At 43.4% G+C, this 19,299-nt stretch carries 22 protein-coding genes; 4 read left to right on the top strand and 18 right to left on the bottom strand.

Going from position 1 to position 19,299, the window contains the following annotated elements; all coding sequences use genetic code 11:
- Positions 1-32 precede the first annotated feature (32 nt).
- Both DSZ37_RS00575 and DSZ37_RS00580 read left to right on the top strand, forming a co-directional pair.
- On the top strand, positions 33-560 hold the full coding sequence (locus DSZ37_RS00575; protein WP_109725039.1) for an RNA polymerase sigma factor: 528 nt from the start codon (positions 33-35) through the stop codon (positions 558-560).
- On the top strand, positions 550-2,130 hold the full coding sequence (locus DSZ37_RS00580; protein WP_109725040.1) for a hypothetical protein: 1,581 nt from the start codon (positions 550-552) through the stop codon (positions 2,128-2,130). Before DSZ37_RS00575 ends, DSZ37_RS00580 begins: the two co-directional genes overlap by 11 nt.
- A gap of 37 nt (positions 2,131-2,167) precedes the next feature.
- On the opposite strand, the gene DSZ37_RS00585 is transcribed toward DSZ37_RS00580, so the two are convergent.
- Positions 2,168-4,504, bottom strand: coding sequence for an ATP-dependent Clp protease ATP-binding subunit (locus DSZ37_RS00585; RefSeq protein ID WP_109725041.1), 2,337 nt, complete (start codon positions 4,502-4,504; stop codon positions 2,168-2,170).
- Positions 4,505-4,674: 170 nt separating this feature from the next.
- Between DSZ37_RS00585 and DSZ37_RS18085 the strand changes: the two genes are divergently transcribed.
- Positions 4,675-4,809, top strand: a complete 135-nt coding sequence (locus DSZ37_RS18085) for a hypothetical protein (RefSeq protein WP_278245079.1) — start codon at positions 4,675-4,677, stop codon at positions 4,807-4,809.
- A gap of 40 nt (positions 4,810-4,849) precedes the next feature.
- On the opposite strand, the gene clpX is transcribed toward DSZ37_RS18085, so the two are convergent.
- The 17 genes from clpX to DSZ37_RS00670 form a co-directional block, all read right to left on the bottom strand.
- Entirely contained in the window at positions 4,850-6,136 is a 1,287-nt protein-coding gene (gene clpX, locus DSZ37_RS00590) for an ATP-dependent Clp protease ATP-binding subunit ClpX (RefSeq protein ID WP_109725042.1), read from the bottom strand.
- Between the two features lie 9 nt (positions 6,137-6,145).
- On the bottom strand, positions 6,146-6,736 hold the full coding sequence (gene clpP, locus DSZ37_RS00595) for an ATP-dependent Clp endopeptidase proteolytic subunit ClpP (RefSeq protein ID WP_019678690.1): 591 nt from the start codon (positions 6,734-6,736) through the stop codon (positions 6,146-6,148).
- 88 nt (positions 6,737-6,824) lie between these two features.
- The gene (gene tig, locus DSZ37_RS00600) at positions 6,825-8,132 is read right to left on the bottom strand and encodes a trigger factor (RefSeq protein WP_109725043.1); all 1,308 of its coding nucleotides are present in this window, start codon (positions 8,130-8,132) and stop codon (positions 6,825-6,827) included.
- Positions 8,133-8,233: 101 nt separating this feature from the next.
- The gene (locus tag DSZ37_RS00605; RefSeq protein ID WP_109725044.1) at positions 8,234-8,926 is read right to left on the bottom strand and encodes a metallophosphoesterase; all 693 of its coding nucleotides are present in this window, start codon (positions 8,924-8,926) and stop codon (positions 8,234-8,236) included.
- Between the two features lie 3 nt (positions 8,927-8,929).
- Positions 8,930-10,423 (bottom strand): threonine synthase, encoded by a 1,494-nt coding sequence (thrC, locus tag DSZ37_RS00610; protein WP_109725045.1) that lies wholly within the window; start codon positions 10,421-10,423, stop codon positions 8,930-8,932.
- An 11-nt stretch (positions 10,424-10,434) separates the two neighbouring features.
- Complete coding sequence (locus DSZ37_RS00615) at positions 10,435-10,812, bottom strand: YraN family protein (RefSeq protein WP_109725046.1); 378 nt, start codon at positions 10,810-10,812, stop codon at positions 10,435-10,437.
- The gene (gene rnhB / locus DSZ37_RS00620; RefSeq protein ID WP_109725047.1) at positions 10,799-11,422 is read right to left on the bottom strand and encodes a ribonuclease HII; all 624 of its coding nucleotides are present in this window, start codon (positions 11,420-11,422) and stop codon (positions 10,799-10,801) included. The genes DSZ37_RS00615 and rnhB overlap by 14 nt, the downstream gene beginning before the upstream one ends.
- Complete coding sequence (ylqF, locus tag DSZ37_RS00625; RefSeq protein WP_242978530.1) at positions 11,422-12,303, bottom strand: ribosome biogenesis GTPase YlqF; 882 nt, start codon at positions 12,301-12,303, stop codon at positions 11,422-11,424. Before ylqF ends, rnhB begins: the two co-directional genes overlap by 1 nt.
- A 19-nt stretch (positions 12,304-12,322) precedes the next feature.
- Positions 12,323-12,892: a signal peptidase I gene (gene lepB / locus DSZ37_RS00630; protein WP_109725048.1), complete on the bottom strand. Its 570-nt coding sequence runs from the start codon at positions 12,890-12,892 to the stop codon at positions 12,323-12,325.
- Positions 12,893-12,898: 6 nt separating this feature from the next.
- Positions 12,899-13,696, bottom strand: coding sequence for a signal peptidase I (lepB, locus tag DSZ37_RS00635; RefSeq protein ID WP_109725049.1), 798 nt, complete (start codon positions 13,694-13,696; stop codon positions 12,899-12,901).
- A 118-nt stretch (positions 13,697-13,814) separates the two neighbouring features.
- Complete coding sequence (gene rplS / locus DSZ37_RS00640; RefSeq protein ID WP_028520554.1) at positions 13,815-14,159, bottom strand: 50S ribosomal protein L19; 345 nt, start codon at positions 14,157-14,159, stop codon at positions 13,815-13,817.
- Between the two features lie 244 nt (positions 14,160-14,403).
- The gene (locus DSZ37_RS00645) at positions 14,404-15,057 is read right to left on the bottom strand and encodes a TIGR03936 family radical SAM-associated protein (RefSeq protein ID WP_109725050.1); all 654 of its coding nucleotides are present in this window, start codon (positions 15,055-15,057) and stop codon (positions 14,404-14,406) included.
- Positions 15,054-16,892 carry a TIGR03960 family B12-binding radical SAM protein gene (locus tag DSZ37_RS00650; RefSeq protein WP_109725051.1) on the bottom strand — a complete coding sequence of 613 codons (1,839 nt, stop codon included), beginning with the start codon at positions 16,890-16,892 and terminating at the stop codon, positions 15,054-15,056. Before DSZ37_RS00650 ends, DSZ37_RS00645 begins: the two co-directional genes overlap by 4 nt.
- Positions 16,893-16,909: 17 nt before the next feature.
- On the bottom strand, positions 16,910-17,407 hold the full coding sequence (locus DSZ37_RS00655; protein WP_109725052.1) for a hypothetical protein: 498 nt from the start codon (positions 17,405-17,407) through the stop codon (positions 16,910-16,912).
- Positions 17,373-17,861, bottom strand: a complete 489-nt coding sequence (locus tag DSZ37_RS00660; RefSeq protein WP_431768061.1) for a GNAT family N-acetyltransferase — start codon at positions 17,859-17,861, stop codon at positions 17,373-17,375. Before DSZ37_RS00660 ends, DSZ37_RS00655 begins: the two co-directional genes overlap by 35 nt.
- Positions 17,861-18,253 carry a cytidine deaminase gene (locus DSZ37_RS00665; RefSeq protein WP_109725053.1) on the bottom strand — a complete coding sequence of 131 codons (393 nt, stop codon included), beginning with the start codon at positions 18,251-18,253 and terminating at the stop codon, positions 17,861-17,863. The genes DSZ37_RS00660 and DSZ37_RS00665 overlap by 1 nt, the downstream gene beginning before the upstream one ends.
- 5 nt (positions 18,254-18,258) lie before the next feature.
- Positions 18,259-18,462 carry a DUF896 domain-containing protein gene (locus DSZ37_RS00670; protein WP_109725054.1) on the bottom strand — a complete coding sequence of 68 codons (204 nt, stop codon included), beginning with the start codon at positions 18,460-18,462 and terminating at the stop codon, positions 18,259-18,261.
- A gap of 131 nt (positions 18,463-18,593) precedes the next feature.
- Between DSZ37_RS00670 and ymfI the strand changes: the two genes are divergently transcribed.
- Positions 18,594-19,298 (top strand): elongation factor P 5-aminopentanone reductase, encoded by a 705-nt coding sequence (gene ymfI / locus DSZ37_RS00675; RefSeq protein ID WP_109725055.1) that lies wholly within the window; start codon positions 18,594-18,596, stop codon positions 19,296-19,298.
- The last annotated feature ends 1 nt before the right edge of the window (position 19,299 follow it).

Consider the following 19,299-nt stretch of genomic DNA (forward strand, 5'->3'; position numbering starts at 1 on the left):
TCACAAATCATGCCTCTCAGGTGTTATATGTTATGAAACGTTTCAAACGAGGTGATAAAATGACGCAGGAGAACTCAGAAAAGCTGAGAGCTCTCTATGAAGTATACGAACAGCCGATGTACAGAATAGTATATGCGGTTCTGCACGATCAGGGACTTGCCGAGGATGCGGTCTCTGAGGCTTTTCTCAGGCTCATAGGGAAACTCCACAAACTCAGCGACTGTAACAGCGACAGGACAAAGAATTATATAATCAAGGTCATCAAAAGTACCTCCATCAATATCTACCGCAGGAACAAAAAGCGGTTCAATTCGGAGGTCGCAATAGATGAAGCAATGCAGGTAGCCGATCCCGCTCAGCAATCAGAGCACGGCGGAAAGATCGATGAATTGCTTCATTCAGTGAAAGAACCTGATAAGAGCATTGTTATAATGCGCTGTGTAAAAGAGATGTCATGGAAGGATGTCGCTGAGAAGCTGTCACTCACCGAATCAAATGTACGAAAGCGTTTTGAACGTACGAAAAAGCGCCTGAAAGGAGAAATTAGCGATGAAAAATAAGGGACTTCCCACTCAAGAGGAATGGGACAATATAATAGATGAAGCTTTTTCATCGGATAAGAAACATGATTTCTCCGCCTTGTATGAGCTGCGCAAAGCAGAGATACAGAAAGGAATTACCATGAAAAAGACAACAAATCATATACAGAGACGTTACAGAGGCATGGTGGCAGCTGCTGCCGCGATAGTTATAGCAGCTCCTGCATCGGTATATGCCCTCTCAAAAGCACGTCCTTCCTCTGCACCTTCTACAGAGGTCGAGGAAGTTGAAAACACAGAGATAGCTCCCGAGAATCTTTCGGTTGAAGACTCGGAAGCAGAATATGATAAGCTGTATTACACAAAAGAAGGCGAAAATGAATATACCCTCAGGTTTACTCCAAAGGACTCTGAAACTGACGAAACAAGAAAATACAATGTTCAGTACACATGGCTGCCCGAAGGATTCAGTGCCGATGTATCTTCTCCCGACTTACTTCACAGATTTGATAAAGATAATGGAGGCGCTTTTGAAGCCTACTATTTCCGGGTGTATGAATCCTGTCCAATGGAACAGGATATATTGAGTATAGAAAATATTATTGATGTTTCAGATGAAGAGAAGAACGCCTTTATCTTCTGCCGACAGATCGGTGATGATGATTCAGCTGAAAGCACATTATCAAAGAATATATGGATACACTTCAAAGGTACCAATTTTATTGTAAGAATGGACGCCGCAGGAGACATCTCCGATACCGATCTCAGCAGCATTATTCAGGGAATGAAGCTTGTTGACGCTGCGGAATTTGAGGATACTCTTAGCTGGACAACATGGAACGAGTTGACTGAATCTGAGTCTGGTGACAGCGATGCCGGTAAGGACAGCGACTCCAATACTGGCGAAGTAGAAGCCTTTGAATCCCTGAATATCGGAGATACGTTCACAGATACCGAGATCATTACAGATACTATCGAAAATAAGGTAGAGATAACCCTTAATGATGCATGGGTGCAGGATAACTTCGACGGTATTTCTTCGGACCCATGCGGTAACCCTGCTGATTACAGCGGCTATCTCAGCGATGACGGCAAAATATACGCAACTTATGAATACGGAACTCTTGGCGACGGTGTAAAAATTGCCGATGAAGTTACTGACACTATAACTGTACAGAAGAAAGTTATCGTTCTTGATCTGACATATAAGAATATCGGCGAGAATGATATATACGAAGATACAGAACTCAGTCACTTCGATTATCTCATCGCTCCCACTCTTATAAACGGTACGGAATGGGACGCAAACTGGCGTGTTCTCTATCATCTTGATGATAAGGTGCAACTCAGCAGTGATAAGATAGCAGTCGAGGACTTCCTTTCTCTGGAAGCCGATAACAAATCCGGCAAAAACCATATCAATATCCCCAAGGGTGAGTCAACTCATGTAAAGGTCGCAATGATCGCTAATGCTGATGACCTTGATGATCTCTATGTTGACGTAACAGGCAAAGCTTTAGCATTCAATTCTATATATGCTAATAAAGACAAGACTCCCCCACCGCTTCTTGCAGTCAAGGATATCAAATAAGTATAAAAGGCAATACACATGTGTGTATTGCCTTTTTTCATACAGTGACAAGTTTGGTAACTGATATTTCGTTATCTTTGATATCGATTTTTATACGGTCTCCCCTGCTGATCTCTGAATTGATCATCATACGGGCAAGTTTGCTTTCCACAAGTTCGGAAACTCGCCGCCTGATTGGTCTGGCTCCATATCTGGCTGCCTCCTTAGTATCTACGACTATTTCAGAAACTTTATCGGTGAAGTCGAGAGTTATACCAACAGTTTGAGCGCGAAGCCTTAGTTTTTCAAGCTCTTTGCGGCTTATTTCAAGAAGCTCATCGTATTCAAGCGGTCCGAAGACGATCACTTCATCTATCCTGTTAAGAAATTCAGGAGAAAAGCTTTTTCTGATAGCGGAAAGTGTCATTTCTTCTCGGTCATTAACGCTATTACTTTCAAAGCCTAAAGAATTCGATGTGAGTATCTCCTCAGCTCCGACATTTGACGTCATTATGATCATACAATTTCGGAAGCTGACCTGTCTCATCACAGAATCCGTAACGATGCCATCTTCGAGGATCTGCAAAAGTATATTCAGAACTTCACGGTCGGCTTTTTCGATCTCATCAAAGAGTACAAGCGAATACGGCTTTCTTCTCACTTTTTCACAAAGGTTGTGATCATTACTGTCGTAGCCTGCATATCCCGGAGGAGCTCCTATGAGCTTGGAAACAGAATGTTTTTCCATATATTCGGACATATCTATCCTGATCAGGTCCCTTTCTCCGTCAAAAATACTATCAGCAAGAGCTTTGGCGAGCTCGGTCTTTCCGACACCTGTTGCTCCGACGAATAGAAATGAAGCCATTGGTCGACTGCTGTCACGAAGTCCTGACCTTGCTCTGAAAACCGCTTCCGTTATCTTTGATATTGCTTTTCTGTGACCGATTATACGATCCGAAAGCTTATCAGACAGACTTGAAAGCCTTTTGGCTTCGGCATAGGTTATTCTGTTAACAGGAACTCCTGAATGCATTGATATAACAGAGTATACGTCATTTTCGGTAAGTTCTGTAACACCAGAAATACTGACAGTACTTTTCAGTTCACTCAGCTTTCTGTCATTCATGGATATATAATCTGTTCCTATATCCGGTGCTGTTTCGCCTGCTCGTATTTTTGCTGCGGCACAGGCTTCATCAAGTATATCGATCGCCTTATCAGGAAGAAATCGGTCGGTTATATATCGCTGTGACATTTTAACTGCAAGAGAGACGATTTTTTCATTGATACTGACTCCGTGATACTTTTCATAGTTGCTTTTCAGACCGTTTATGATGTTTATACAGCTCTCTGTATCGGGCTCTGAAATCTTAACCGGCTGAAAACGTCTTTCAAGGGCATGATCTTTTTCTATAGATTTTCTGTATTCATCGAATGTTGTTGCCCCGATTATCTGCAGCTCTCCTCTTGCAAGCTGCGGCTTCATTATATTAGCTGCGTCAATAGCTCCCTCAGCGGCGCCTGCCCCCACAATGCTGTGTATTTCGTCAATAAAAAGGATTATATTTCGCGCGCTGACTGCTTCATCCACACAAGCCTTGACACGTTCTTCAAAATCTCCTCTATACTTAGCTCCTGACAGCAAAGAAGTCAGGTCAAGACTGAATATATACTTGTTTTTAAGGCTGACGGGAACGGCGTTACGCATAAATAACTCGGCAACGCCTTCAATTACAGCAGTTTTGCCCACACCGGCTTCGCCGATAAGACATGGATTATTTTTGCTCCGTCGAGCAAGTATCTGAAGTATCCTGCTGACTTCATTTTTCCTTCCAATGAGCGGATCGTTTTTTCTGACCTCAGTAATATCAGTCATATTCCGTCCGTATCTGAACAAATTTGGATATTTTGAAGGCCTTGGCTTCAGTGCATCTTTAAGTTCAAAACTTGTTTTTTTGTCAGACATTAAACAGAGCTTATCACATATATAGCCCATATCTCCGCCGTTTTTCCTGATAAGAGTACAAGCTGTACAAGTGCTTTCCTTTATTATTGCTGTGAGAATATGCTCTGCCGATGCTTGTTTACTATCTGATGAAGCGGCATCACTGCAGGCTTTTTCCAGTATTCTCTTTGTCGCGGCGGTAAAAAATCTCTGATTAAGGACTGATGGCGTGCCCTGTCCGACAAGTTCAATAATACTGTTTCTGAACGTCTCAAATGTGATCCCTCCGTTTTTCAGTATATCGGCGGCATCGGATGTATCTTCACCAAGTATAGACAGAAGTAAATGCTCACTCCCGACATAGGTATGCCCCATATCTGATGCATATACGACCGCACCTTCGATTATATCTGCCGACTTTTTTGTGAATTTACTGTTATTGATCATATTTTTCCTCCTTATCTGTCTCTATAATATTATGCCATTTTTTTCATGCGATAACTGTCGAAAACAGAAATCTTTTATGAACTGTAACACTTTTTTTCAGTTGGCATACTATGTACTATGAAGCGCAGATAAAGCGGTTCAAATACATCAATTCAAGGAGTTGTTCAATTATGTGTAATTCATGCTTCGGAGGAAATAACTGCTGGTGCATCATTCTTTTAGTACTTCTGGTGATCATTCTTTTCTCAGGCTGCGGCAATAACGGCTGTGACTGTGGAAATAACAACTGCGGCTGCGGCTGCTGATAACCAAAAAAGGGACTGCTTTTGCAGTCCCTTGATCTTTTTATTCAGCTTTAAGCAGCTTGTTCCTTCTGTTTGTGAGAAGCGGCTGTACACCGTTTACCACACAGTCAGCTGTAACTGTTACCTTTGCGATACTTCCGTCAGACGGAACGGTAAACATGGTATTCATAAGGATAGACTCAAGTATTGAGCGCAGTCCGCGGGCACCTGTTTTCTGAGCTATAGCTTTCTTAGCGATCTCTGTAAGAGCATCATCCTCTATCTCAAGCTCGATATCATCGTAGCTGAAAAGCTTCTTATACTGCTTGATAAGTGCGTTCTTAGGCTCTGTAAGGATTCTGACAAGTGAAGCTTCGTCCAGCTCTTCAAGTACGGATATAACAGGGAGACGGCCAACAAATTCAGGTACCATACCGAACTTAACAAGGTCTTTAGGCACAACCTTCTTGAAAAAATTGTCCATTTCTTCCTTGTGGGGCTTTATCTCGCCGCCAAAACCGATAGGAGCCTTTCCGATACGCTTCTGTATCTGCTTTTCAAGACCATCAAAAGCACCGCCGCAGATAAACAGGATATTCTTTGTGTTTATCTGTATAACTTCCTGATTTGGATGCTTTCTTCCTCCCTGAGGCGGAACATTTGATACTGTTCCTTCTATGATCTTCAGAAGAGCCTGCTGTACTCCCTCACCGCTTACGTCACGGGTAAGAGAGGTGTTTTCGGACTTTCTGGCTATCTTATCTATCTCATCAATATAAATGATGCCTCTTTCAGCAGCCTTGATATCAAAATCGGCAGCCTGAATAAGCCTGAGGAGAACATTTTCAACGTCATCACCGACGTAACCTGCCTCTGTTATAGTCGTAGCGTCAGCGATAGCAAAAGGAACATTGAGAAGCTTTGCCAGTGTCTGTGCAAGGAACGTCTTACCTACACCCGTAGGTCCGAGCAGAAGAACATTGCTCTTCTGAAGCTCAACACCGTCATTTTCGGTAAGCTCCTTCTCGTTTTCCTGGCTCATTATTCTCTTATAATGATTGTAAACAGCAACAGAAAGCGATATCTTTGCATCGTCCTGACCGATGACATACTCGTCCAGGAAAGACTTGATCTCCATAGGCTTCATAAGAGTCAATGAAGATGTATCCTTATCGGATTCTGATTTTGCTGCCTTTCTGTGAGCTTTAGCCACTCCGGGTCCATAGAGCATCTCATAGCAGTAAGTTACGCATTCATCACATATATTGGATGAACCGGCAGAAAACATACTGCGAACCCTGTTTTCCCCCTTGCCGCAGAAGCTGCACGATTTAAACGTTTCAGCCATTTATAACCCCTACCTTTTTGTTATGACCTTATCGATAAGTCCGTATTCAAGTGCTTCGTTAGCAGTCATGTAATTATCGCGCTCACAAGCTGCATGGATCTCCTCTATGCTCTTGCCTGTGTTGTTTGCGAGAATTTCCTCAAGGCGATCTCTTGTGCGCTCAAGGTTTTTAGCATGGATCATGATATCAGTCTGCTGACCGCCGAGTCCGCCGCCTATAAGGGGCTGATGGATCATGATCTCACTGTTCGGAAGAGCGATCCTCTTGCCTTTTGCGCCTGATGAAAGGAGAAATGCTCCCATGGACGCAGCCATACCGATACATATTGTTGATACATCGCACTTGATATAATTCATTGTATCATATATAGCCATACCTGCAGTTACTGAACCGCCCGGGCTGTTGATGTATAAAGAGATGTCCTTTTCGGAATCCTGACTTTCAAGATACAGAAGCTGTGCAACGACAACGCTTGCGGTCGCGTCATTTACCTGATCTGAAAGCATAATAATTCTGTCATTGAGCAGTCTTGAATATATATCATATGATCTTTCGCCTCTGCTTGTCTGTTCAACGACATAAGGTACCAGTACGCTCATAATTTATCGCCCTTTCTTTAAAAACAGTTGTCCCACAATAAGCTGCGGGACAACGATACTTTATATGCTAAATTAGTCGAAAAAGCTATTATTCAGCCTTTTCCTCTGCAACAGTGTTATCAACCACAGCGTTTTCCTTAACAAGCTCTACTGCCTTCTGAACTCTGAGGTCTGTAGTATATTCATCAAGAGGAATGAACTGCTTAACTGTCTCAACATCAATATTATTTGCTGCAGCGATCTCGCCGAGACCGTTGTTGAGCTCTTCATCAGAGATCTCGATATTCTCAAGGTCTGCGATCTTCTCAAGAGCAAGTCTGAGCTTAACTTCACTGACAGCTCTGTCTCTGTATGTCTCTCTGAATGAGTCCATATCCATACCTGTGTACTGGAAGTACAGCTTGATGTCCATGCCCTGCTGTGCGAGCTGCTGCTCGAATGATCTCATAAGAGCGTCTATTCTCTGCTCATACATACAATTCGGGATAGGTGCATCTACCTTCTCGATAAGAGCTGTCATTACAGCATTCTCAAAAGCAGAATCCGCCTGACTTACAGCAGCTTCCTCAAGCTTTGTCTTGATATCATCCTTGTACTCAGCAACTGTGTCGAACTCTGTTGCATCCTTTACAAGGTCATCATTGATCTCGGGAAGTTCCTCATAGCTGATGGACTTGAGCTTACACTTGAATGTAGCTTCCTTGCCTGCGTAATCAGACATCTGATAGTCCTCAGGGAAAGTTACGTTTACATCGAACTCATCGCCGATATTGTGGCCAACGATCTGATCCTCGAAGCCGGGGATGAACTGACCGCTGCCGAGACGAAGAGGATGATCCTCGCCCTTGCCGCCTTCAAATGCTTCGTCACCGAAGAAGCCTTCAAAGTCGATAACAACTTCATCATCCATCTGAGCTGCTCTGTCGTCAACAGAAACGATACGAGCATTCTTCTTTCTGATGATCTCGATCTGCTTTTCGATATCCTCGTCAGTGATCTCCTTAACTTCCTTGGGAGCCTTGATTCCCTTATAGTCAGATATCTCGATCTCAGGCTTTGTAACACATACTGCCTTGAGCTCAACACCTGTTTCCTTATCGATAGATGTAACTTCTACATTAGGTCTGTCAACGAGTACAAGACCTGTCTCCTTAACAGCAGCATCGATCTCGGGACCGAGGAGTGAATTGATAGCACCCTCGTAGAAAGCGCCCTCACCGAACTCTCTCTCAGCAAGCTTTCTTGAAACCTTGCCCTTTCTGAAGCCCTTGATCTGGATGTTCTTCTTCTGTCGCTGGTATTCCTTCTCAACAGCTGCCTCAAAAGCAGCAGCGTCGATTGAAATTACTAACTCTGTAGTATTCACATCTGTTTTGTTTGATGATTTTAAACTCATATTGATACGTCCTCCAATATTTATATAACATACTTGGTATATTATACCACATTTGCAAAAATATTTCTACTGATTTTCAACACTTCTGCATAATGCACAAATCACATGATTTTTTCAGGGATAAACTGTAAATAATCCCCTGCAATAAGATGAAAATTTATGTCATCGTATGTATTTTTTACGCACAGATCATGTGCTGAGCGACCATGTATATGTCCGTAATAGCAATCTTTTATCTTGTAACGGTACAATATCTCAAGAATGTCGTAATTAAAATTTGTGGCAAAGATGGGCGGATAGTGCAGAAAAACTATTGGTTCAAGTTCATCTGCCAGAGCAGACTTTATTGAAGTCTCAAGACGCTGCACTTCCCTTTTCAGAACTTTTTCGTCCTGAGTCTCTCCGGGCATATTCACCCAGCCTCTTGTGCCGCATATTCCGTATTTATCATATTTATAGTGGTTGTTATGCAGTATTTTTATAGAGCTGCAGCCTTCTGAAGCAAGGAACTCCTCCATTTTACGCATAGTTGTCCACCAATAATCGTGATTTCCTTTTATGATGACCTTCTCGCCCGGAAGATCGTCTATAAAATGAAAGTCAGGAGCTGCTTCCGCAAGAGACATACCCCATGATATATCTCCCGGAAGTACTACTGTGTCATCTTCTTTTATAAGTTCGAGCCAGTTTTTCTCGATCCGCTCCTGGTAATCCTGCCACCCCGGAAAGATACTCATGGTCTTTTCAGGATTGCCTTTACACAGGTGCAGATCGGCAAGTACGAACAAGCTCATATTTTATATGCCCAGTGTCCTGAGCACATAATCCTTCTGGTCTGCTTTATCGATTACGTCGCTGAAGCGCTCGGGCTTGTTTCTGAGGTCAGCAAGAGCAGCAGGGACAGGAATATTCGAGAGCTGAGCGATCTTGTCGACCTTGTCATACTCATCTATGTCAGAAGCCTTGCCCTCAAGTGCTTCAAGAACAGCTGCACTGAACTTATAGGGGCTTGCTGTGGAAGCTATAACAGTTTTTGTTGTATCTCCAGAGGTCTCCTTATAATCCTTGTAAACCTTTACAGCTACTGCTGTATGAGTATCACAAGTGTATGAATATGTCTCATATACAGAGTGGATGGTAGCCTTTGTCTGACCATCATCACAGAAGCCTGCAGCGAACTCTTCCTTGAGCTTTTTCTTTACATCATCATTTACTTCATATCTGCCCTCTGAAGCAAGCTTGCCGAACCACTCTCTGATAAGAGCGTCATTGCGGTCAGTCATCAGATAGAGAAGTCTCTCAAGATTGCTGGAGATAAGGATATCCATTGAGGGAGATACTGTTGCATAGAACTGCCTGTTCCTGTCATAGATACCTGTGTTGATGAAGTCAGTGAGAACGTTGTTGATATTTGAAGCACAGATGAGCTTGTTGACCGGGATACCCATGTGCTTTGCATAGTAAGCAGCAAGGATATTACCGAAGTTTCCTGTGGGAACAACAATATTGATCTTATCGCCGAGAGCGATCTCGCCATCCTTCACAAGCTCTGCATAGGCAGATACATAGTAAACGATCTGAGGCACAAGACGTCCCCAGTTGATAGAATTTGCGCTTGAGAAGATCATTCCGTTGTCGTCAAGAGCTTTCTTCACATCATCATTTGTAAAAATTGCCTTTACGCCGTTCTGGCAGTCGTCAAAATTACCCTTGATTGCACAAACGCCGACGTTTGAACCTTCCTGAGTTTTCATCTGACGTTTCTGCATGGGGCTTACTCCGTCCTCGGGATAGAATACGAGGATCGAAGTTCCCTCAACATCTTTGAAGCCTTCGAGAGCAGCCTTGCCTGTATCACCGGAAGTTGCCACAAGAATAACGATCTTCTTGTCAAGCTTTATCTTCTTTGCAGATGTTGTAAGGAAGTATGGAAGGATCTGGAGAGCCATATCCTTAAATGCACAGGTAGGACCGTGCCAGAGCTCCAGCATATATGTACCGTCAAAGAGATGAGCTATCTCAGCAATGCTCTCAGTCTCAAAGTTCTTTGTGCTGTAAGCATTATCTGTACAATAGTGTATCTCCGCATCGGTAAAGTCAGTGAGATATTTTGAAAACACATAGGCAGCTCTGTCAGCGTATTTCATATCACCGATAGCTTTTATCTCATCAAGTGTAAGCTGCGGGATACTCTCGGGAACAAAAAGCCCACCCTCGGCTGAGATACCCTGAGTAATAGCGTCGGCACTGTTGACCTTGACATCACTGTTTCTTGTGCTGTTATAAAACATATTATCACCCTTCAGAATATGAAATTGTAGCCTGTTGTATCATAGGCATTTAAAATATAATCAATGCTGAGCACCTTGCCTGCGTCGATGATGACTTGTGCGACATCAAACCTCGGCTGAAGTATATTCGGGTACTTACAGCAATAATCAGCGGCAGTCTTTATTATCAGACCGCGTTTTCGTTTGTTGACGGCTTCAAATCCTGAGACCATGCTGTCAGGCTTACGGGATTTAACTTCAACAAAAGCGATATAGTCACCATTTTCGGCGATTATATCGATCTCACCGCCTTTGATCCTGTAATTCCGTGCGGTGATCTTATATCCACGCTCGATAAGGTAAGCACATACACTTTCCTCTCCGAGTTTTCCTATTTCACTTTTCGTCATAAAGCTTCTTCAAAAAAGTTCTGCGGTGTACATCTGATATACCGTATTCCGCAAGTTTTTCATAATGCATGGCAGTTCCATAGCCCTTATGCTTGCCGAAGCAATATTGCGGATACTTCTCATCAAGCTCACGCATATACCGGTCTCTTGCAACCTTTGCAAGGATAGAGGCAGCTGCTATGGAAGCTGATACGGCATCTCCATGAATAACATATCTGCATTCGCAATCAATGTCGGGAAGTCTGTTGCCGTCAATAAGTGCAATGTCAGGCTGTACTCCGAGTCCGGCTACCGCTCTCTTCATTGCAAGCATTGTAGCCTGAAGAATATTCAGACGGTCAATCTCCTCGACAGATGCGGTGGCGATACAGTAAGCATCAGCCTTTTCTATGACCTCATCATACAGAAGCTCTCGCCTCTTTTCTGAGATCTTCTTGCTGTCATTTAGATAATTGATCAGCACATCGTCATTAAGAACGACTGCAGCAGCATATACATCACCGGCAAGAGGACCTCTGCCGGCTTCGTCAACTCCGCATATCACAGGATATTCTTTGCGAAGCTGTGAATCATAATCAAAAAGTTCCTTGTGGAGAATGATCCTTGCCATTACTGCTCCTTCTGCGGAGGAGCTTCAAGGGTTATCCTGCCAAGCTTACCGCTTCTGAATTCATCCAGCACAGTGATTGCAGCACGTTCCGTATTGATCTCTCCGCCTGATATCATCATACCACGCTTTTTTCCGACTTTTTCGAGAAGATCGAGACCGGTATCTTCGTCTGAGAGTTCGATCTTATATCTTTCGGTGAGAGAATTCGGATAATTCTCGGCAAGGTATGAGAGCAGCTTCATGGCAAGAGTTTCGATATCAAGTATATCGTCGCTTATAGCGCCTGTAAAAGCAAGCCTTACAGCTACACTCTGATCTTCAAATTTTGGCCAGAGTACTCCCGGCATATCAAGCAGCTCGGTGTTATTATCCAGCTTTACCCATTGTTTGGTTCTTGTTACGCCCGGTCTGTCCTCGACCTTCGCGCGCTTAGACCCTGCTAACTTATTTATAAGCGATGATTTACCGACATTAGGGATGCCGACTATCATAAGTCTTATAGCCGCACCTTTCATGCCGTTCTTTTCACGCTTATCCATAAGCTCTTTCAGCACAGTGTTTTTCAATGCAGGCAGAATGGACTTCAGTCCCTTGCCTGATTTGCAATCTACTGCAAGCGCTTCACAGCCATTGCATCTGAAATAATTTATCCACTGCTGAGTTGATCTCTCGTCAGCAAGATCGCTTTTATTTAGCAGAACCAGTCTTGGTTTATTCTTTGTCATATGATCCATTTCGGGATTTCTGCTGCTGAGAGGCGAACGTGCATCTACTATCTCAACAACTGCATCTACAAGGGAAAGATTTGCTGCGATCAGTCTCCTTGTTTTAGCCATATGTCCGGGAAACCACTGGATCTGTTTCATGTCGGTATTATCCACACTTGCCTCCTGTGGGTCATTAGTCAAGTTTGCCAAATCTCTCGGACGGTGCCATGCGCCAGATAACCTCACCCTCTATATCCTTAACAGATACGAAACCGAGTTCTGACGAGCGGCTGTCAAGAGAATTTCTTCTGTTATCGCCCATTACGAATACATATCCTTCAGGCACCTTTACGGGGTACTTTCCTGTAAAGGCTCCTTCGTCGAGATGCGTCAGACCGCTTGCATACTCCTCGCGGAGCTCATTGCCGTCTACATACACCTTTCCTCTGCCAAAATCAAAATCTATTGTCTGTCCTTCAGCTGCGATTACTCTTTTTACAATAAGCTTTTCCACAACTTTTTTAGACGTTATTTCACCGCTGTCGTCAAGAGTAACCGATTTATCGGTTCTGGCGATAACGATATCGCCTTGCTTTACAGACAGGTGTATCTTACTGACTAATACGGTATCTCCGCGTGACAGCGTGCTTTCCATCGATTCGCCGTCTATGGTGTATGTGGCAAAACAGAAAGTAAACACCATGCTCACCACAAAAAATGTGATGAGCAGTGTTTCACAAAATCCGATTATCTTTTTTATCATGTCGGATCATTGCTTATTTTTGAAGAAAAGGAACTTGAACTCTTTTATAGGAGAATATTTAACAATAGCCTTTCCGTAGATCTGTTCCTTCTTGATAAGTCCGACGTCGCCGTTACGACTGTCAGCGGACTCACGTCTGTTATCTCCCATAACGAAGTAATATCCCTCGGGAACAGTTATGGGGAAATTGAAGTTACCGCCATCACTGATAACTGTCTGTCTGATGTAAGGCTCGTCAAGCACTTTGCCGTCAACGATGACCTGCTCTTTATCGACGTCAAAGTCGATAGTCTGCCCCGGCTCAGCGATAACTCGCTTGATGATGCATTCCTTCAGACCTGAACCTGATATATCTTTTTCAATAACTTTGTTGTTTTCGTCAAGGAAATATGCCATATCATTATTTATAACAATGATATCTCCGTAATGAGGACCTGTGTATACAGTAGTCATGAATACTCTGTTTCCATTGAAGAGTGTATTGTTCATCGAGCTTCCGACTACATTGACAGGGTGAAGGAAATATGTAAATATCATAATGATGACAAATACCGTAAGAAGAGTAGATTCAACTACCTCAATAATGTCGTTGATGATTTTTCCTTCTTTTTTCTCTGCTTCGTCGTCAGCTTTGTCTTTTTCTTCCTCGTCAGCCTCGTCATCATCGGCTTCATCGTCGTCATCTGTATCGTCTACGTCAGCAGCTTCTTCAAGCTCTTCAGCTGCATCCTCGATATCTTCAACAGCTTCGGCAAGCGCCTCTGTTTCTGTGTTTTCTGTAGTGTTCTTTGTTTCGTCAGCCATAATGCTGCCTCCAGACTTTCTTAATTATAAAAATGTAGCAAAAAAGGGACTTTAAGTCCCTCAAGGAAAGAAGATGAGTCAGCCGAGACAAAGTCGGCTGAACTCAGTCTGCAACCTGTTAGCGGAGCTGTTCCTTAACCTTAGCAGCCTTACCAACTCTGTCTCTGAGGTAGTAGAGCTTAGCTCTGCGAACCTTACCGTATCTTACGACCTCTACCTTGTCAACAACAGGAGAGTGAAGAGGGAATACTCTTTCGATACCGCAGCCGTGTGCAACACGTCTTACAGTAAAGGTCTCGCTGATTCCGCCGTGCTTCTTGGCAATTACAGTACCTTCGAAGATCTGGATACGGCTCTTATCGCCTTCCTTGATCTGAACGTGAACCTTAACGGTATCACCTACGTTGAACTGCGGAACATTTTCCTTCATGCTTGATTCGCTGATTAACTTGAGTGCATCCATTTTATTTTCCTCCTAAAATTTCCGAACATTCTTACCTGTCCCGCGATGTGCCGTTCAGCATTCGGCACGCACAGGAATAAATAATGCGGCGCTTTGAGCGCTCGGGCTCAATAAATGAGCAGCAGGCAGCGGACTATCCGATTTAATGTCTTTCGGCATTAACCCTCATTCGGGCATAAAATGTCCGAACGGATTTCAAATGCTTTTATATGATAACATACTTTGCAGAAAAATGCAAGTGTTTTCACGAAAAAATTTCATTATTTTCGCAAAAAATTCCCGTGCGTCGAATTTTTTCGGGTTCAAAGGGCGCTCCGTTACAGTTCCTGAGAGCATCTATGAACAGAGTCGGGTTAAAGTTCGTCTGTGTTCCTGCGGGAAGCCTTATGACCATATCAACGGATCTATCGTTCTTTTCACAGCGCATGACTTTAATAGAGGGCTTTATATCAACAGTTTTGATACCTTTTTTAGTCTTCTTTTCAATAAGTATCTCGGGCATACCGAGGAGAGCCTCGATATCGCCGTAAAGCCTTTCTGTATCATCAGAAACCAGCGAAAAACTGTACTCTGCTTCGGTTATTGCTGTTATTTTCTGCTTTTGTTCTGCTACCTTTATTATCTTCATGCCCTCAGGCATGACTGCATTGAGCTTGTCCCTTATCTCATCATAGGGCATTTCCTCATTAAGATTGAAGTCAAGTATCTCGCAGCTGCTCTCGAAACCGAGTGAAAGAGCGAGGGCAAAGGAATAGTATGGGTGAGGATTAAAGCCCTCGGTGTACCATATAGGAAGTCCCGAGCGTCTGAATGTTCTCAGCATACAGCGGTTCAGATCGAGATGAGAAATATATTTTGCACGGCCGCATTTTTCAAATGTTGCTCTTACACGGATCAAAAGCATTCCCTCCCGACTTTTTTATTTACTCCGCAGCCCGAACACCTCAGGCGGCAGTTAGGTGTTGTAACAGATTTATGAGCTGTCTTGTTTTCGCGTATGAGGAACTCTTTGCTGACATAATAGTCCAGATGATCCCATGGAAGTATCTCATCGTACTCAAATCTGCGGTTTGCGTAGAATGATGTATCGATGCCGCAGTCAGCAAAAGCCTCCATCCATTTCTCAAAGTTGAAGTATTCGTCCCAGCTGTCAAACTTGCAGCCTTTCTTCCATGCGGTATAGATCGCCTTGCACAGTCTTCTGTCGCCCTTTGCAAGTATGACCTCAAGCTGGCTGACATCAGGATTATGATAGCTTACCTTGATCTTCTTGGTCTTGACAGAGTCCAGAAGCAGCTTCTGCTTATGCTCGATCATTTCTCTTGTATCCTGAGGCTCGAACTGGAACGGAGTAAAGGGCTTCGGAACAAATGTAGCACAGCTGATGGATATCTGTACTCCCCTGCCCTTGGGACGGTTCTCTATACTATAATACAGGTCTATGATCCTGTTTGCAAGTTCTGCGATCCCGACGATGTCCTCGTCGGTCTCAGTGGGCAGTCCCATCATGAAATAAAGCTTTACAGAAGAATATCCGCCTTCAAAAGCAATGCGGCAGGTGTTCATTATCTCCTCTTCGGATACATTTTTGTTTATAACGTCACGGAGGCGCTGCGTACCGCCTTCAGCAGCAAAAGTCAGTCCGCTCTTTCTGACCTTTTTGATCTTTTCGAGCAGAGATTCCGAGAAATTATCGACTCTTAGCGAAGGGAGGGAAAGATTTATCCTTTCACTTACCGTATAATCAAGCAATGCTGTCAGCATAGGATCGATCTCGGAATGGTCGCTGGTGCTGAGTGACGCAAGAGAAACTTCATCGTAGCCCGTGTTTTCGCAAAGGCACTTTACCTCTTTACATATAGTCTCGGTATGTTTCTCTCTGAACGGTCTGTATATAAAGCCTGCCTGACAAAAACGGCAGCCGCGAATACATCCGCGAAGAACCTCTACCGATGCCCTGTCCTGAACGATCTCTGTAAAAGGAACAACAAAATTATCGGGATAAAACACCTTGTCAAAGTCCTTGATTATCCTTTTGCTGATCACTTCTGGAGCTCCGTCGGATACCGTGATTTTGTCGATCGTCCCGTCAGCCTTATACGAAAAATGATAGAACTTCGGAACATATACTCCTTCGATATGAGCTGCTCTGCGAAGGAAATCATCTCTTGAAGCTCCCTGCTTCTTCATTTCGGCATAGAGGTCCATAAGTTCGAGGTTGACCTCCTCGCCTTCTCCAAGAATGAATATATCAAAAAAGTCGGCAAGTGGCTCCGGATTACAGACGCAAGGACCGCCTGCAACAACTATCTGTGTGAGCTCCTGTGTCCTGTCAGCTGCAAATATCGGTATTCCAGCCAGGTCGAGCATATTAAGTACATTGGTATATGAGAGCTCATACTGCATAGTAAAGCCGATAAAATCGAATTCTTTTATAGGGTCGAGGCTTTCAAGCGCATATAAAGGGATATTATTCTCGCGCATTACCGCTTCAAAGTCCTCTCCAGGAGCAAAACAGCGCTCGCACCAGTAGTTTTCACGCTCATTAGTCAATGAATAAAGTATTTTCATGCCGAGATGAGACATTCCGATATCATATGTATCCGGAAAGCAAAAAGCAAATCTCACATCGATCTTGGATTTGTCTTTAATTACGCTTCCGACTTCTCCGCCGATATATCTTGAAGGTTTCTGGACTTCAAGAAGATGTTTTTCAATTAAATCTTTAAGCATATTTCCTCCGAGAAAACTCAAAATCGTTTATCCGCAGGTATCATCGCGGAAAAATCACCGTATCTTCCCTGCCATCCCTTAGGAACAAAGCTCTCAAAGTTTTCGGGCTTAGGGAATGCAGAGTACATTATATTATTATCAAAATCAATATACAGCGAGGGCTGATAATCTATCTTTTTATCGTCCCGTGCCATAGTCCTGAGGAGCCTGAGCTCGTCAGCAGAATACCGGCACTTGAAAAGATGTCCGAGAAAATGACTCGCTGTGTTTTCGTCAAGCACCTCTATCCCCCATCTTTTTTCACAAAAGTCTTCAAAGCTTCCTATATTGAGCTCAAAGTCTTCATACGACCTGCCGCTTCGTGAGTAAAGAGCCTTCCAGATGGAGTACAGCTTATTATAGTCCATTTTCCATAGATTTTTCGGAGCAACATACCACTCAAAATGCTTTCTGAAAACTACGGCAACTATTATATTTTCTTTATATTTCGGTAAAACCTTTGCTAACTGTTCCATATCTTTCGGGAAGCTCCTTTTCAAAACATATCATATCACATAACTGAACGCCCGCTTCAATTATCGGGTGATCATAGTTATCAATAAAAAAATTCTTGATAACACCGCTTCTGACAAAACCACAGCTCTCATAAAAAGGCACAGTAAGCGGACTGTCGCCTGTTCCGACAATGAGCCGACGAAAAGAACCTGAGAATCTGTTTTCGATGAAAGAGATCATCTTTCTTCCGTACCCCAAGCGCTGTGACTCCGGTGAAACGGCTATATTCTTTATCTCAAGTGTTCCGTTTCCTTCATCAGTTACAACACATACCGCAACCGCCTTGCCACCGTCATTCATCACAAACAGCCTTCCGCGCGAAAGGTACCTCAATATCATACTTTCCTGCTCATCTCCAAGAAGAAGCAGTTTCATAAAACGCTTCTTGTCTGCTATTTCTTCATGGACCGTAATCACTTCATGCTTTCCTCCGAAAAACGCATTGGCAGAAAATCGGAAAGCTTGTGAGTGCCGTCAGACAAAACCACCGTAAAGTCATCCTCGCAGAATTCACTGAGGACCTGCAGGCAAGCACCGCACGGATAACAAGGCTTGGAAAAGTCGCCGCTGCCGCTTCCTGCTACAGCTATGGCACTGAACTTTGTATATCCGTCTGAGACTGCTTTAAAAACAGCAGTTCTCTCGGCGCAGTTAGTCAGTGAATACGATGAATTTTCAATGTTACATCCTGTGTAGAGCCTGCCGTCGGCGGTTATAAGAGCGGCTCCAACGGAAAATCCAGAATATTTTGAATACGATCTCTCCGAAGCTTTCACAGCTTCTTCAAAAAGCTCATCAAAGCTCATTACTTTCACCTGCCCTTGCTGACTTTACGCTTCTTGCCGTCGGGTGTCATAATATATGTATTTTCCAGCTGCGCAGCAAGATTGCCTGTTACAGCTCTCCTGTATTCATTCCTGAGCTCTGTCTGTTCCGCCTTTTCAGCATCTGTAAGACCTTCAGCTTTTGATTTGTGTGCAAGCTCATTGATCCTGTCGATTTTTTTCTGGTCCAAATGTAACACTCCCTATACAATATTATATTTATTGTACCATGAATCAAGATTAATTTCAAGTATAATACTGGATTTTTGCGACAGGATATGTTATAATTATTAAACACAAACGACCGTAAGGGGGATTATTCATGAAAAAAGCGCTTGTAACAGGCGGCACAGGCGGCATCGGTGAAGCTATTTGTCGGCAACTTGCCAATGAAGGATACAAAGTCTATGTCAATTATGCTCATTCAAAAGATAAAGCCGAAAAAATAGCTTCAGAAACAGGTGGAATTGCAGTATGTTTTGATGTGTCTGATAAAAAGGCGGTACTTTCTTATATTTCCGAAATAGGGTGTATCGATCTTCTGGTTAATAATGCAGGAGTGTCTAAGATCGGAGTGTTCACCGATATAAGCGGCTTCGACTCCGATAATATTCTTGATATCAATCTGCGTGGGGCTATGAACTGCGCGAGAGCAGTCCTTCCCGAAATGATAAGACAAAAAAGCGGAAATATCATCAATATCTCTTCGATGTGGGGACAATGCGGGGCTTCGTGTGAAGTCGATTATTCGGCATCCAAAGCTGGTCTGATAGGTTTCACTAAAGCCCTTGCCAAGGAAGTCGCTCCGTCGGGAATAAGAGTAAACTGCGTAGCACCCGGATTTATAATGACAGAAATGAACAGATGCTTTTCCGAAGAAGACCTTGAGCTCATAAAGGAAGATATCCCGCTCGGTGTATTCGGTGAGCCACATCATATAGCGGATGCAGTATCATTTCTTGCTTCTGAACGTGCTGAGTACATAACAGGTCAGACTCTTGCTGTTAACGGCGGAATGGTGATTTAGA

This window comes from Ruminococcus flavefaciens, assembly GCF_900116855.1.
Lineage (GTDB): Bacteria > Bacillota > Clostridia > Oscillospirales > Ruminococcaceae > Ruminococcus > Ruminococcus flavefaciens_R.